We start from the raw sequence: 14458 nt of genomic DNA on the forward strand, positions 1-14458 counted from the left end.
AAACGAGCGCGAGGAGAACGGAGAAGAGAGTCGTAGAAACGGTTCTCAGGCGGTCCCGCTGACCTTGTCGTGTTCCGAGGTGAGGTGGAACTCCAGCGTGTCACCGGGTTCGAGGGACGACGCCGCGGTGACCGGCTCGTGGTCCCTGTCGGGGTTTCGGACGGCGATCACGTCCGACCGGAGGCGCTCGCCGTCGAGCATCCCCGTCTGGACCTGTGTTCCGTACTCGGATGCGAGTCGCTCGATAACGTCTCTGACAGTGTCGCCTTCGCGTACGCCGACGTGTGCCTCGTGGGTCCCCACCCGTGCGGCCAACGACCGGCTGATGTCGATCTGGCACATTGGTATCTCTACGTATGCACCCCGGGTTCAAAAAGTTAACTCACGCTCGAAGAACCATTGGTGAGTAGGGGAAACTATTACCGCCAGCCCGGTCGAAACCCGGATATGGCACACGCTCCCGAGCCAGGGGCGGCCGATCCGCTCGCCCTGCACGGCGTCGTTCCGCCGACCGTCACGGCCTTCGACGAGGACGAGTCGGTCGACTACGAGGCCACGGCCGCCCACGCGGCGTTCGTCGTCGAGCACGGCTGTCACGGCGTGTTCCCGCTCGGAACGAACGGCGAGTTCCCGCTGTTGACGGTCGAGGAGCGCCACGGCGTCGTCGAGGCGGTCGTCGACGCCGTCGACGACGTGCCGGTGGTCGCGGGCGTGGGCGCGCCGAGCACCTACGAGACGGTTCAACACGCCGAACACGCCGAGACGGCCGGTGCCGACGGCGTCATCGTGGTCACGCCGTACTACTACCCGCTGGACCACGACGGGGCCGTCGAACACTACCGCCGCGTCGCCGACGCCGTCGACGTGCCGGTGTACATCTATCACATTCCGAGCAAAACGGGAAACGCGCTCTCGCTGGAGACGCTCGACGCGCTCGCCGAACTCGACGGGCTGGCGGGCGTGAAGGATTCGAGCAAGGACGTTCCGTGGCTCGGCCAGGCCATCGACGACCACCCCGAGTTGACGTTCCTGTCGGGGTCGGATTCGCTGTTGTTCCCCGGCCTCGAAGTCGGCTGTACGGGGATGGTCAGCGCCGTCGCGAACGTCTTCCCGGAACTGGTCGTCGACCTCTACGAGGCCTACGACGACGGGGACGAGGCACGCGCCCGCGACCTGCAGAGCACCGTCTACGACGTGCGGGACGCGTTCAAGCGCGGGCCCTACATGGCCGGGGTCAAGACCGCCCTCTCGCTTCGGGACGTGGAGTTCGAGGTCGGATCGCTCCGGAGCCCGCTCCGGACGATGGACGCCGAGGACGCCGCGGCGATGGAAGCCGACCTGCGCGAACTGGGGCTGTTGTAGCCCGCTGTGACCAACGGGGTCACCGCCCACAACGTTGATTGCGGTGCCACGGTGAGATGGGGGTATGCTGCGGTCGCTCTCAGAGTACGTCGGCTTCCCGGCGGTCGTCGGCCTGATCCTCGGCGGTGTCGCCATCCTCGTGCTGTCGACGACCCTGGGCGGCCAGTTCGGGCAGGTCCTGGCCGCGTTCGTCGGCATCCTCGTCGTGCTCGGTGGACTGGGCATGATGTTCCTGGTCTGGCTCAAGCGGATGAACGCCGACATCGGCTCGAACCGCCGCGACATCGAACGCGACCTGGAAGAGATCATGGACGGTCCCGATTCCGAGGAGTGACCGGTCGGCTCGATTATCACCGGGGAAAATCGGGGCGTTGGCTTTTATTTCTCGGCAGCCCCAGCTATCGCTATTCACCGGCGCTCGTCGCCGAGCGTCACACAGGGTACCCATGTTACGAGTTCTCGTCGTCGACGATTCGCATTTCACACAGTCACAGGTCGCGAGCTACCTCGAAGAGGCGGGCCACGAGGTCGTCGGGAAGGCGCGAAACGGCAAACAGGCCATCAGCATGGTCGAGGAACACGAACCGGACGTCGTGACCATGGACGTGAAGATGCCGGGGATGGGCGGCATCGAGGCCGTCGAGCGCATCATGGCGACGAGGCCGACCCCGGTGGTGATGCTCAGCCGCTACACCGAGGAAGGGGCCGAGACGACTGTCGAAGCCCTCGAAGCCGGGGCAGTCGATTACTTCCACAAACCGGGCGAGGAGCCGTCGCTGGACCTCTACGAGTACAAGGCGGAGCTGATCGACACCGTCGAGGACGCCGCGAAGGTCCAGCCGGAGCCGCTAGCCCCGGCCGCCGACACAGACGACGAGGAAGCGAGCGAATCGGTGTCGACGTCGGCGACAGCCTCGGTCACGGCCGCCGACGGGAACCCGCTCGTGATCATCGCGAGTTCGACCGGCGGGCCGCGCCTGCTCAAACAGCACCTCGGGCCGCTGCCACGGGACGCGGGCTTCCGGGTCATCGTCGTCCAGCACCTCCGCGATCAGTTCACCGGGCAGTTCGCCCGCGACCTCGACACCGTCTCCGAGTACACGGTCCGGGAGTCCATCGACGGCGGGACCGTCGCCCCGGGCGAGATGGTCGTCGCATACGGTGGGTCGCACCTGGCAGTGACCGACGACGACGGCGAGACGCTTACCGTCGAACACGTCGAGACGGACCGGGACGTGAACGTCCAGCCGGCGGCCGACGTGACGATGGCGTCGGCGGCCGAGAACGCCGAGGGGCCAGTGATCGGGGTCGTTCTCACGGGACTGGGCACGGACGGGACGGCCGGCGTCGAGGCCATCAAGACGGCCGGCGGGCGAACGATCGCCCAGGACGACGAGTCGAGCCCGGCGCACTGGATGCCGTCGAGCGCCCGCGAGAGCGGCTACGTCGACCACGTCACGACTGCGGCGGACCTGGTCGGGACGATTCTCGACGCCACGCGACCGGAGGCCGAACCATGATCCTCCTGACAGGGGACACGACCGACGACGCGATCAGCGTCCTCCATCTCGACGACGAGCGAGGGGCGCTCACGACGACCGAGAACTACTTCGAGCGCTTCGAGGAGGGAATCGAGGTCGAGACGACGACCGACCCCGAAGGTGCGCTCGACCGACTGGAAGCCGACCCGGAGGCCGTCGACCTCCTGCTCTGTGACTTCGAGATGCCGGCGATGGACGGGCTGTCGGTCCTGGCGGCGGTGAGGGACGCGGGGCTGGACATCCCCTTCATCCTCTATACGGGGAAGGGAAGCAACGCCGTCGAAAGCGAGGCGCTGGCGGCGGGCGTGACGACGTACGTCGAGAAAGGCGAGGGAATGGACCACCTCGAATCGCTCGCGGCCGAGATCGAGGAGGCAGTCGCCGACAGATGACGTCCTCCTCGGACAGGTCGGGGTCGCCCGACGGCCTTCCCGTCGGCGCGTCGGACGCCGAGACGATCTTCGAGCGGGTCGACGACGGCGTCTTCGCCCTCGATGCCGACGCGCGGGTCACGTTCGTCAACTCCCACACCGAAGCGATGCTCGGGGTCAGCGACGCGGAACTCCTCGGCGAGCGGGTCTGGGACGCGTTCCCGGCCACGCTGGGGACGCCCTTCGAGTCGGCAGTGCGCCGGGCGCGGGAGACGCGCGAGCAGGTCACCTTCGAGGCGTGGTACGAGCCCCGTTCGGCGTGGTTCGAGGTCCGACTCTATCCCGACGAGGGCGGCATGTCGGCGTACTTCCGGGACATTACCGACCGGAAAGAGCGGGTTCGCCAACTGGAGGCCTACGAGACGGGGATCAACGCGGCCGCGGACCTGGTCTATCGACTCGATGCCGACGGGCGGTACACGATGGTCAACGACACGCTCGTCGAGCGAACCGGGTTCGCCCGCGAGGAGTTGCTCGGCGAACACGTCTCGATCACGATGGACGAAGCCGACGTGGCGGCCGTCGAAGCCCGAATCAGGGCCGCGCTCCAGGAGGGACGCGAGTCGCCCGACCCCGTCCAGTTCGAGATGCAGTGTGCCGACGGCGACCGGTTCCCGGTCGAAGCGAACATCGCCGTACTGCGGACCGACGGGGAGTTCGTCGGGACGGTCGGCGTGAGTCGCGACATCTCCGAGCGTCGGGAGCGCGAGCGCGAACTCGAACGCTTCGAGGAGACCATCAACGCCGTCGACGACGTGGTCTACGCGCTCGACGACGAGGGTCGCTTCGACCTGGTCAACGACACCATCGAGGACGTAACCGGCTACGACCGCGAGGCGTTGCTCGGCGAACACGTCGGCGTCATCAAGGACGACGAGACGGTCGCGGCCGCCGAGGAGACGCTCGGGGAACTACTGGACGGGAAAGCGGCCGAGACGACGTTCGAGTTCCCGCTACAGCCCAACGAGGGGGCCGAGATTCCCGCCGAGGACCACATGACCATCGTCTACGACGACGACGGGACCTTCACCGGGACGGCCGGCGTCATCCGCGATATCACGGCCCGGAAGGAGCGCCAGCGGAAACTCTCGGGGCTGGTCGAGACGACACAGGAGCTGATGCACGCCGAAGATCAGGGGGCCGTCGCCGAGTCGACGCTCGCGGCCGCCCGGGACGTGCTCGGGTTCGAGTTCAGCACCGTCCGGCTGTACGACGCGGCGGCCGACGACCTGGTCCCGGTCGCGTCGACCGACCGGGTCCTGCAGGCGATGGGCGATCGGCCCACGTACGGCGTCGGGAACGCGCCCGCCGGCGAGGCGTTCGAGACCGGCGAGCTGTTGCGGTACGAGGACCTCGCGGACATCGACGACGACGTCGACCGCTCACCGGCCCGAGCGGCCATGTACGTCCCCATCGGCGAGTACGGCGTCCTGGTTCTGGGCTCGACCGAGCCGGCCAGTTTCACGAACCTCGACCAGCGAGTCGCCGAAGTGCTGGCGTCGAGCGCCGCCACGGCCTGTGAACGCGCCGAGCGCGAGGCGGAACTCCGCGAGGAGCGGGCCTTTATCGACGGGCTCGTCGATTCGATCCCGGACGTCATGTACGCGCTCGACGAGAACGTGGAGTACATCCGCTGGAACGATCGGCTGCTCGAAGCCACCGGCTACACGGAAGGGGAGATGGCCGACATCGAACCGCTCGATCTGATCGCCGAGGGGGACATGCCCGCCATCGACGCTGCTGTCGAGCAGGTCCTGGACGGGGAGCGCGCACGCGCTGAGGCACGCATGGTCACCAGCGACGGCGACCGAATCCCCTACGAGTTCACCGGTGCACCGGTGACCGACGCGGATGGTGCCGTCGAAGGCATCGTCGGGATCGGCCGGGACGTCTCGGAGCGGCTCGAACGCGAGCGCGAACTCGAACGGCAGAACGAACGGTTGGAGCGGTTCGCCAGCACCGTCTCCCACGACCTCCGGAATCCGCTGAAGTTGGCCACGTCCAACCTGGACATGGCGCGCCACGAGGTCGATTCGTCCCTGCTGGACGACGTCGCCGCGGCCCACGACCGCATGGAAGAGCTCATCGAGGACCTGCTGGCGCTCGCCCGGCAAGGCCAGACCGTCGACGAGACCGAACCCGTGTCGGTCGAATCGGTCGCCCGGGACGCCTGGGAACACGTCGACGCACCGGACGCGACCCTGGAAATCGACGCCGACGAGGTCGTCGAGGCCGACCGACAGCGACTCTTGCAGGTCTTCGAGAACCTCTTTCGGAACAGCGTGGAACACGCCGGGCCCGACGTGACGCTGCGGGTCGAAACCACGCCGTCGGGTTTTTCGGTCACCGACGACGGCCCTGGCATCCCCGCGGACGAACGCGACGCCGTCTTCGAGTACGGCTACACCACCACCGACACGGGGACGGGCCTGGGCCTGGCGATCGTCGAGGAGGCACTCACGGCCCACGGCTGGGACGTCTCCCTCGGCGAGAGCGAGGCGGGCGGCGTCCGGTTCGACGTCCGAACCTGACCCGCTCCGGCTCGCAGGCTAACCAGTTATGTAGTGTCTTGAGGGGTGCCGCGTCCGTCCATGCTCGTATGGAACGAATCAACTACGAGATAGACGACGGAAAGGCCATCCTCCGGACGACCGACGACGGCGAGTGGCTCGAATCGGACGCCGTCGTCGACCTCGAAGCCTGGGCGTGAGCGTGTCCGGTCGCCAGGAGTCGATTCAGAAATCGTCAGGCGACAGTTTGGACGGTCCCTCACCGCCGTCACTGACGGCTCCCTCTGAGAGAGCCGCCACCTCGCCGCCGACCGTCACCGCTGCCGACGCACTGCTGTCCTGTTTGGTCCCGTCGTCGTCGGATTCCTGGCGGTCGTCGTCGAGTTCCCGGACGCCGTCGTCGTCGACCTCGAACTCGGCGACCAGCGATTCCAGTTCGGACGCGCGTCCCGACATCGACTCGGCGTTCTCGGCGATCTGGGTGATCGCCGCGGTCTGTTCTTCGGCCGCAGCGGACACGTTCTGTGCCTCCGACGTCGTCTCCTCGCTGACGCTGGTGACGTCGTCGACCATCGCGACGACCTCCTGACTACTGGCGGCCTGCTCGTCGGTGGCGTCGCTGATCGACTGGACGCCGTCGTTGGCCGCCTCGATCTCCGCGACGATGTCGTCGAGCGCACCCAGCCCGTCCCCGATGGTCTCCCGGCCCCCTTCCACGCGTTCTCGCATCCGCCGCATGTCCTCGGCCGTCGACACCGTCGAATCCTGGACGCCGTCGACCAGGGTTTCGACCTCCTGGGTGGCCGCCGCCGTCTCCGCGGCGAGCCCCTTGATCTCGTCGGCGACGACGGCGAACCCCTCACCGGCCTTCCCCGCCCGGGCGGCCTCGATGGATGCGTTCAGCGCGAGCAGGTTCGTCTGCTCGGCGATGTCGTCGATGAGGTCGACGACCTCGTTGATCTGGGCCATCTCCGCTTCCAGGCCCGCCATCTCGTCGGCCGTCTCCGCGGCCTTCTCCTCGATCTCCCCCATCGCCTCGACCCCCTGCGCTGCGGTCTCACGTCCCGACTGGCCGCGCTCGACCGACCGCGAGGATGCCGATGCCACCTCGTCGGCCGAGGACGCGATCTCCTCGACGGTCGCCGAGAGGTCGTTCATCTCGCCGGCCACCTGGTCCAGGTTCTCGTGTTGTCGTTCGGCGCCCGCGGAGATCTCCTCGATGGTCGAGGCGACCTCCTCGCTGGCGTTCTCGACCTCCTCGGCACCGGAGGTGACCTCGCTGCTCTCCTCGGCGACGGCCTCGGAGATGGCCCGGATCTCGCTGACGCTCGCCTCCAGCGAATCGATGCTCTCGTCCAAGTTGGCCATGACCTGCCCGTAGACGCCCGGCAGGGTCGAATCGAGGTCCTCGGTCAGGTCGCCGTCCTTCAGCGCGGTGCTCGCCGCGTTGATCTCGCCGAGGCTCTGCTCGAAGTGGTCCATGCCCGAATCGAGCTCCGAGAGCACGACGCCGTACTCGCCGGGCAGTGACGTGTCGAAATCCCGGTCGAGTTGGCCACGCCGCAGGTTCTCGCTCGCCTGCTGGATCTGGTCGAAACTCCGGTCGAGCTGGGTCATCCCGGCGTCGACGTTCTCCATGATGTCGCCGAACTCGCCGGGCAGGTCCGTCCGCACCTCCTCGTCCAGCCGCCCCTCACCGAGGTTCGTGCTGACCGTCTGCAGTTCCGACACCTGGGTTCGCAGGTTGTCGCGCATCTCCTGGAACGCCCCGGTCATGTCCGCGAGTTCGTCGTTCCGATCGAGGTCCGACACCGCGGCCCGCTCACCGAACCGGCCCGCCGAAATCGCCTGGGCCGCCTCGTTCAACTGCATCACCGGCTCCGCGATGCGGCGCGACAGGACGACTCCGAGCCCACCGGCGAGCAGGAACGCAAAGAGGGTGAGGCCACCGATCTCCAGGACGGCCATGCGCTGGATCTCGTGGTCTTTCGCCAGCGATGCCGCCATGTGGTCGTTCGCCTCCGTCTCGAAGGCGACCGCTTGTGACTCGAGGTCGTCCGTACTCTCCTCTACCTCCCGCAGCTTCGCTTCGGCCAGTTCGTCGTTCCCGTTCTCCGTGGCCGCGATCGCCTCACGTGCGGTCGCGACGCGCTGTTCGTGTTTCGCGTTCAGTTCCTCCAGGCGCTCGCGCTGACTCTCCGTGAGGTCGTGCGATTCGAGTTCCGTCGCCCACTCATCGTAGTGCTCGACGCCCTCCTCGAAATCCGATTTGGCTCCCGGCGTCCCCTGCATGACCCCACGGAGTCCAGCCTGCTCTTTCTCGATGGCGTATTTCATCTCCAGGGACGACTCTGCGACCGGAACGTCCTCTTCGACGATTCTGTCCGCGCTCGCCCCGACCGCCGAGACCGCGTTGTAGCCGACGAACCCCGTGACCGCGACGAACACGATGACGAGCAGGAATGCACCAAGCAACTGGTTCCGGATCGTAATGCGCTTGTTTTCGAGCATGAGTGTGTGGTCGACGCCCGAACCACCCCTTCGACCCTACTGCCGAGGGGAATGTCCGTGACGTGATGTCATGTGTCTGGCGAGAGCGGGCATAAGAGACGACTCTAGATAACTGGATGATTATCAGTATTGGAACTCTGGGCCCGTCGAGGGTCGCTCACACCGACTCGAGGAGCGTCTCGAACAGCGTCTGCTGGGCGTTCCGCAGGTGATAGGAGAAGGTCGATTGCGTTATCGAGAGTGCCTCGCTGATCTCAGTGGCCGTACTCCGGCGGGGTGACGCAAAGTAGCCGGCGTGGAACGCCGCCCGGACGACCTGTCGCTGACGGTCGGTAAGGTGGTTCGTGAACACGTCCGACAGCACCTGGGTCGTGGGTTGGCGGGCGTCCGCCGCCGACCGGTCGCGTTCGTGTTTCGCGACAAGCTCCGTCTCGGGGAACTGCGCGGTCACCTGGCTCACGAAGCCACTGATGTCCCGATCCGGCGTGAGTTCACAGACGACAGTGGCCGTCCCCGCAGACACTTCGTTCGCCGTGACGACTGCGTCCGCGGCCACGAGCGCCTGGGCCAGCGATCCGTGCTCCAGTTCCAGTTCCAGGGTACCGCTCGGTTGCCCCTCCCGTCGTGACAGTCCCCGCACGGCCGTGACCGCGCTCGTGGCCGCGAGGCGGTCGCGAACCGCGGACGGCGCTGTGCCCTCGACCGTCACGTAACACAGCACCGCGTCGGTGGCGGTCGGAATGGCACTGTCCACCGTTATCGTACAGTCGAGTTCGGCCGACGCGTCGACCAGGACGGAGTTGGGGTCGGTGCTGCGGAACGTGAGTTCGACGACCCTGTCTGCGTGCAAGAGCGTCTCCGTCTCGAGCGCGTGAACGACCTGCCCGATGTGCTCGCCGAGCGTCTGCAGGAGACTCCGTTCCCGCTGCCCGAACGCGCCCTGGCGGGACGTGTAGAGGCCGAGGACCCCGTAGACGCGCTCGTCGTGGACGAGCGGCACCACAGCAACTGCCTGGAGGCCGTGGTCCCGGGCCTGTTCGCGCCAGGGGGCGAACGCCCGGTCCGTCGAGACGTCGTCGACGACCTGGATGGTCCCGGTCTCGATCGCCCGTCGGGACGGGCCGTCCGCCGTGGCAGTCTCGGTCAGTGGGATATCGAGTTCGGCCGCGTATTCCGCGCTGGACCCGGCCCATGCGTCGGGTTCGAGCGTCCGTGTACCCGGCGTATACGCCCCGATCCACGCCAACTCGTACGTCTCCGGTGTCGACAGCAGGTCACAGATCTCCTGTTCGAGGGTCTCGCGCGTCGATGCGTGATTGAGCACGTCGTTGACCGGCTGGAGTCGCTCGATGAGCAGGTCGAGCCGCTTCAACTCCGTGACGTCCTCGATCGAGACGACGACCCGCTCTATCTCGCCCTCGTCCCCGACGACCGGAGCCGCGTTGCTCGACAACCATCGTTCGGTCCCGTCCTCCAGTGTGATCCCGTGCGTGTAGCCGATGACCGGCTCACCGGTACGCAACACCGTCGTCACGGGGTGGTTCTCGCGTGACACTGGCGTTCCGTCCGCGTGCCAGATCTTCCACTCCGGCTGGTGGTACGTCCGCGATTCGATCTCCAACCGTTCGAGTCCCAGCAGTTCCTCTGCGCGGGAGTTCGCTCGCTGGATCTCGCCGCCCGGCGTCAGCACGACGACGCCGACCGGCGTCGTCTCGAGCACCTGTTCGAGCTCTCGCTCCCTCGCTTTTTGCTCGGTGACGTCCGTGAAGACGATGGTGAGTCCCTCCTGGTCGGGATAGACCTTGATCTCCAGCCATCGCTGCAGTTCTGGATTGTACCGCTCGTAGGTCATCGACTCCTGGGTCCGCATCGCGTCCTCGATCTTCGATGCGGACTCGGCTCGTGCCGTCTCGGGGAAGACATCCCAGATGCACTCCCCCAATAGCTCGCTGCTATCCCTGCCGAAGAGGCGCTCGGCCTGCCGATTGACGTACGTGTATCGCAGGGCAGGATCGAGGGCGACGACGCCGTCGGAGACGCGGTCGAGTATCTGGTCGGCCGTCGACCCCCCGTCGTCTTCCCACCAGGCAACCATCGATCTCGTTAGGCGGTACCAGACCATAACGCATCGGATTCATGTCAATTACTCTACCGAACGTCGGGCATCGGAACCGGCACCCGCGGTCGGTGACGAGCGCACGCCACGAACGCGGCGGGCTACAACTCGACGCGGCGTTCCTGCTCGGCCGACGATTCGACGTAGGAAAGGTGGGTGGCGTTCGGCGTCGCGACGTACACCGCGCCGTGGCATCCAGGGCGGCGCAATCGTGGAACGCCTCGCCGCTGATACCGGCTTCGACGGTGTAGACGTCCGCCGCAACGGCCTGCACATCGTGCTTCTGACGGCTGACGACGACCGTCGTTTCACAGCGGCCGGTCGCGGCGACGGCGGGGATGGCCTGTTCGCGCGTCCACCACCCGGATAGATCATCGCGAAGCTGACCGGCGTGGACGCTTTACTCCGCTTCCAGGTGCCTGACGACGGTGTGCCGGCAGGACTCGTGGGGGATCAGGTCCTCGGCGCGCTCGGGCGTCCCCGCCTCGTGGTCGCGGGCGGCCGCTCGGATGGCCTCGCGCAGTTCCTCGAGCGTGACGGGACCGCCCTCGTCGATGGTCGCGCGGACGTCCGCACAGACCGGCGAGTCGTCCGTGCCGACCGAGTCGACCCATCGGAACCGAACGTCCCCGTCGCTTTGGGCCCTGAACCGCCGGACTCTGGCGAGGTTGCGGACGGACGCGACCTCGGTGTCGACGATCGTCCGGGCGAGGTCCGCGTCGACGTCGAGGTCGCGAGTGACGCGGTCGACGATCATCGTCCTGGCGTAGCCGTCCTCACGGGTCAGTTCCGCGTCGAGCACCTCGGCGAGACGCTGTGCGTCGTCCGCCGCCAGTCCGTAGTGGTCGGTGATGGTCGCCGCACGACGCGACACGTCGACCGTCAGGTCGAGTTCTCCCTCAGTCTCGGCACCGCCGTCGTCAGACCCGTCCCCCGCCGCGAACAGTTCGGTAACCCAGCTCCGAAGTCCCATGCGAATTCGTACCGTGGACTCGTTCTTAAACCCCGGACGGATTTCGGCGACCGATCAGGTGTTCGTGTGCTAACGTATCTTTGCCAAATGTTTACTCAAGATCGAGTTGTTATTTGGAAAAATTCGTCAGTGTTTTACGTGGCGCTAGCGGGGAATATGGTATGGATTTGCACGCCAGGGACGTAACGCAGGACGTCCAGGAACTGGGGTCGCTGCTGGGTGAGATACTGGCGGCACAGGAGTCGACCGACGCCTTAGAGACAGTCGAGCGGTTGCGTACGTCGGCCATCGCCTACCGGCGCGGGGACGCCGACTCGCGGGAGTCGGTCCACCGGGAACTCGATCGGCTCGAATCGGACCGGCAGGACGTGGTGGCGCGCGCGTTCACCACCTATTTCGAGTTGATCAACCTCGCTGAGGAGCGCCACCGGGTACGGGAGATCCGCGAGGGGAGCCAGCGCGGGATGCTCTCGGACAGCCTCGAAGCGACGGTCAGTCGGCTGGCCGACGAGGACGTCGACCCCGAAACCGTCGAGCGCGTCTTGGAGGACGTACTCATCCAGCCCACCTTTACCGCCCACCCGACGGAGGCCCGTCGGAAGACCGTCAAGGCGAAACTGCGGTCGGTGGCCGACGACCTCGAAACCCTGGACGAGGTCCGGCTGACCGACCGCGAACAGGGAGCGATCGAGCGGGACCTGCACGCGGAAGTCACGAGCCTCTGGCAGACCCCGCAAGTTCGGAAGCGTCGCCCGGAAGTGACCGACGAAGCGCTGAACGTCCAGTGGTACATGGAGAACGTCCTCTTCGACGTCATCAGCGAGGTGTACGACGAACTCGAAGCACAACTCGACGAGCGGTTCGAGGCCGACATCGACGTGCCGAAACTCTACGAGTTCCGGTCGTGGGCCGGCAGCGATCGGGACGGCAACCCCTACGTCACGCCCGAGATCACCGAGGAGACGCTGGACCGACAGCGCGAGACGATTCTCCCGATGTACCGCGACGAACTCAAAGCCCTGTCTGGCGTCCTCAGCCAGGACGAGAGCCAGATCGACCCGGGATCGACCTTCCAGGAACGGCTCGAAGCCGACCGGGACCGGCTTCCCGGCGTCGCCAGCGAGACCGAGGAGCGCTACCCCGGGGAACCCTACCGCCAGAAGCTCAAACTGATGCGCGAACGGGTCCTCCGGGTGGGAGACGTTCGCCAGGGCGGGTACCGGGACGCCGAGGAACTGGCGACGGACCTGCGGGTCATCGCCGACAGTCTCCGGGCTAACGACGCCGCCGACATCGCCGCGGCCCACGTCGACCCGCTCGTCCGCAAGGTCGAGGCCTTCGGCTTCACGATGGCCAGCCTCGACGTGCGGGACCACCAGGAGAAACACACGACGGCCGTCGCCGAGGCGCTGGCCCGAGAGGGGATCGATTACGCGTCGATGGACGAAGCCGAACGCACCGAGGTCCTGACCGACGCCGTCCTGCAGGAACCCACCGTGGTCGATATCGAAGACAGAGCCGACCTGGGCGACACCGCGTCGCGAGTCCTGCGCCGGTTCGAGGAACTCGCGGATTGGCAAACGGAGTTCGGCGTCGACGCCATCGACACGTACTGCATCAGCATGGCCGAGGAGCCCAGCCACGTCATGGAAGTCCTCTTCCTGGCTGACCAGGCCGGGATCGTCGACCTCCCGGGCTACTGCGGGCTGGACATCGTCCCGCTGCTCGAAACCGAGTACGCCCTCTCGGGCGCGCGGCGCATCATGGGCACGCTGTTCGAGAACGAGGCCTACGCCCAGGCGCTGGACGCCCGGGGGAACCTCCAGGAGATCATGCTCGGGTACTCCGATTCGAACAAGGAGAACGGCTACCTGGCGGCGAACTGGAGCCTCCACCGCAACCAGAAGCGCCTCGCCGAGATCACCGACGACTACGACGTGGAGATGCGGCTGTTCCACGGCCGCGGCGGCTCCATCTCCCGCGGGGGCGGCCCGATGAACGACGCCATGCTCGCCCTGCCGCCGGAGACGGTGTCGGGTCAGATCAAGTTCACCGAACAGGGCGAGGCCATCGCCGAGAAGTACGCCAACGACGACATCGCCGAACGCAACTTAGAGCAGATGGCCGACGCCCAGATCCGGGCCAGGTACGGGGCACTGGGAGAGTCAACCGAGGCGGTCCCCGACGAGTGGACGGCCGCCATGGAGACCGCGAGCGACGCCGCCCGCGAGGCGTACCAGGCCCTCCTCGAAACCGACGGGTTCGTCCGGTACTTCGAGCAGACGACCCCCATTACCGTCATCGAGGACCTCAATCTGGGGTCGCGTCCGGCCTCCCGATCCGGGGAGCGGTCCGTCGAGGACCTCCGGGCCATCCCGTGGGTGTTCTCCTGGACGCAGGCCCGCTGTATCATCACCGGCTGGTACTCCCTGGCGTCGGGGCTCGACGCGTATCTAGACGACGGCGGCGACATGGAAACGCTCCGGGAGATGTACCGCGAGTGGCCGTTTTTCCGGTCGATGATCGACAACGCCTCCCAGGCGCTGGCCCGCACGGACTTGGAGATCGCCGCGGAGTACGCCGACCTCGCCGAAGACGACCTCCGGGAGCGCATCTTCCAGCTTATCCGCGAGGAGTACGAGGCTGCGGTCGATCTGGTGACCGAGATCACCGACCGCGACAGCCTGCTGACCCGGGAGTGGATGGCCGAGAACTTAGAGCGTCGAAACCCCTACGTCGACCCGCTGAACCTCCTGCAGGTGCGACTGCTCGACCGAACCGACCGCTCCGAGGACGAGGAACGAACGCTCCGACTGACGGTCCAGGGCATCGCGGCCGGCATGAAAAACACGGGCTATAGTAGACACTAGAAGTAATTGCTCACTTCTGGAACGGAAAGCTGACCGAGAGCGGTGTCGATCGCTGTTGTAAGATCGTCGAGCGAGTCAAAGAACCGGTTGCTGAGTGCCGCTTGGAGCTGTCTCCAACACTCCTCGACCGGGTTCAACTCCGGC

General features: G+C 66.6%; 10 protein-coding genes and 1 pseudogene. 6 read left to right on the forward strand and 5 right to left on the reverse strand.

What is annotated here, in order from left to right; translation table 11 throughout:
• Positions 1-45: 45 nt before the first annotated feature.
• The gene (locus E2481_RS07080; protein ID WP_136716423.1) at positions 46-342 is read right to left on the reverse strand and encodes a MoaD/ThiS family protein; all 297 of its coding nucleotides are present in this window, start codon (positions 340-342) and stop codon (positions 46-48) included.
• 105 nt (positions 343-447) lie between these two features.
• On the opposite strand from E2481_RS07080, the gene E2481_RS07085 reads away from it, so the two are divergent.
• From E2481_RS07085 to E2481_RS07105, 5 genes are all read left to right on the forward strand, one after another.
• Positions 448-1362, forward strand: a complete 915-nt coding sequence (locus tag E2481_RS07085) for a dihydrodipicolinate synthase family protein (protein ID WP_136716424.1) — start codon at positions 448-450, stop codon at positions 1360-1362.
• 64 nt (positions 1363-1426) lie between these two features.
• Entirely contained in the window at positions 1427-1696 is a 270-nt protein-coding gene (locus E2481_RS07090) for a hypothetical protein (RefSeq protein ID WP_136716425.1), read from the forward strand.
• Positions 1697-1808: 112 nt separating this feature from the next.
• Entirely contained in the window at positions 1809-2882 is a 1074-nt protein-coding gene (gene cheB / locus E2481_RS07095; protein ID WP_136716426.1) for a chemotaxis-specific protein-glutamate methyltransferase CheB, read from the forward strand.
• A complete protein-coding gene (locus E2481_RS07100; protein ID WP_136716427.1) occupies positions 2879-3295 on the forward strand; it encodes a response regulator in 417 nt (138 codons plus the stop codon). Before cheB ends, E2481_RS07100 begins: the two co-directional genes overlap by 4 nt.
• Complete coding sequence (locus tag E2481_RS07105) at positions 3292-5865, forward strand: sensor histidine kinase (protein ID WP_136716428.1); 2574 nt, start codon at positions 3292-3294, stop codon at positions 5863-5865. The genes E2481_RS07100 and E2481_RS07105 overlap by 4 nt, the downstream gene beginning before the upstream one ends.
• A gap of 204 nt (positions 5866-6069) precedes the next feature.
• Here the strand turns inward: E2481_RS07105 and E2481_RS07110 are convergent, their stop codons facing one another.
• The 3 genes from E2481_RS07110 to E2481_RS07120 form a co-directional block, all read right to left on the reverse strand.
• A complete protein-coding gene (locus tag E2481_RS07110; RefSeq protein ID WP_136716429.1) occupies positions 6070-8355 on the reverse strand; it encodes a methyl-accepting chemotaxis protein in 2286 nt (761 codons plus the stop codon).
• A 157-nt stretch (positions 8356-8512) separates the two neighbouring features.
• Positions 8513-10450, reverse strand: coding sequence for a bacterio-opsin activator domain-containing protein (locus tag E2481_RS07115; protein WP_169302389.1), 1938 nt, complete (start codon positions 10448-10450; stop codon positions 8513-8515).
• A 421-nt stretch (positions 10451-10871) separates the two neighbouring features.
• Positions 10872-11444, reverse strand: coding sequence for a hypothetical protein (locus E2481_RS07120; protein WP_136716431.1), 573 nt, complete (start codon positions 11442-11444; stop codon positions 10872-10874).
• Between the two features lie 161 nt (positions 11445-11605).
• Between E2481_RS07120 and ppc the strand changes: the two genes are divergently transcribed.
• The gene (ppc, locus tag E2481_RS07125) at positions 11606-14314 is read left to right on the forward strand and encodes a phosphoenolpyruvate carboxylase (RefSeq protein ID WP_136716432.1); all 2709 of its coding nucleotides are present in this window, start codon (positions 11606-11608) and stop codon (positions 14312-14314) included.
• Here the strand turns inward: ppc and E2481_RS07130 are convergent.
• Positions 14311-14458, reverse strand: a pseudogene (locus E2481_RS07130) (IS630 family transposase); the annotation flags it as partial. The gene ppc and the pseudogene E2481_RS07130 sit on opposite strands and share 4 nt — an antisense overlap.

The organism is Halorientalis salina, from assembly GCF_005049285.1.
In the GTDB taxonomy this organism is placed as follows: domain Archaea; phylum Halobacteriota; class Halobacteria; order Halobacteriales; family Haloarculaceae; genus Halorientalis; species Halorientalis salina.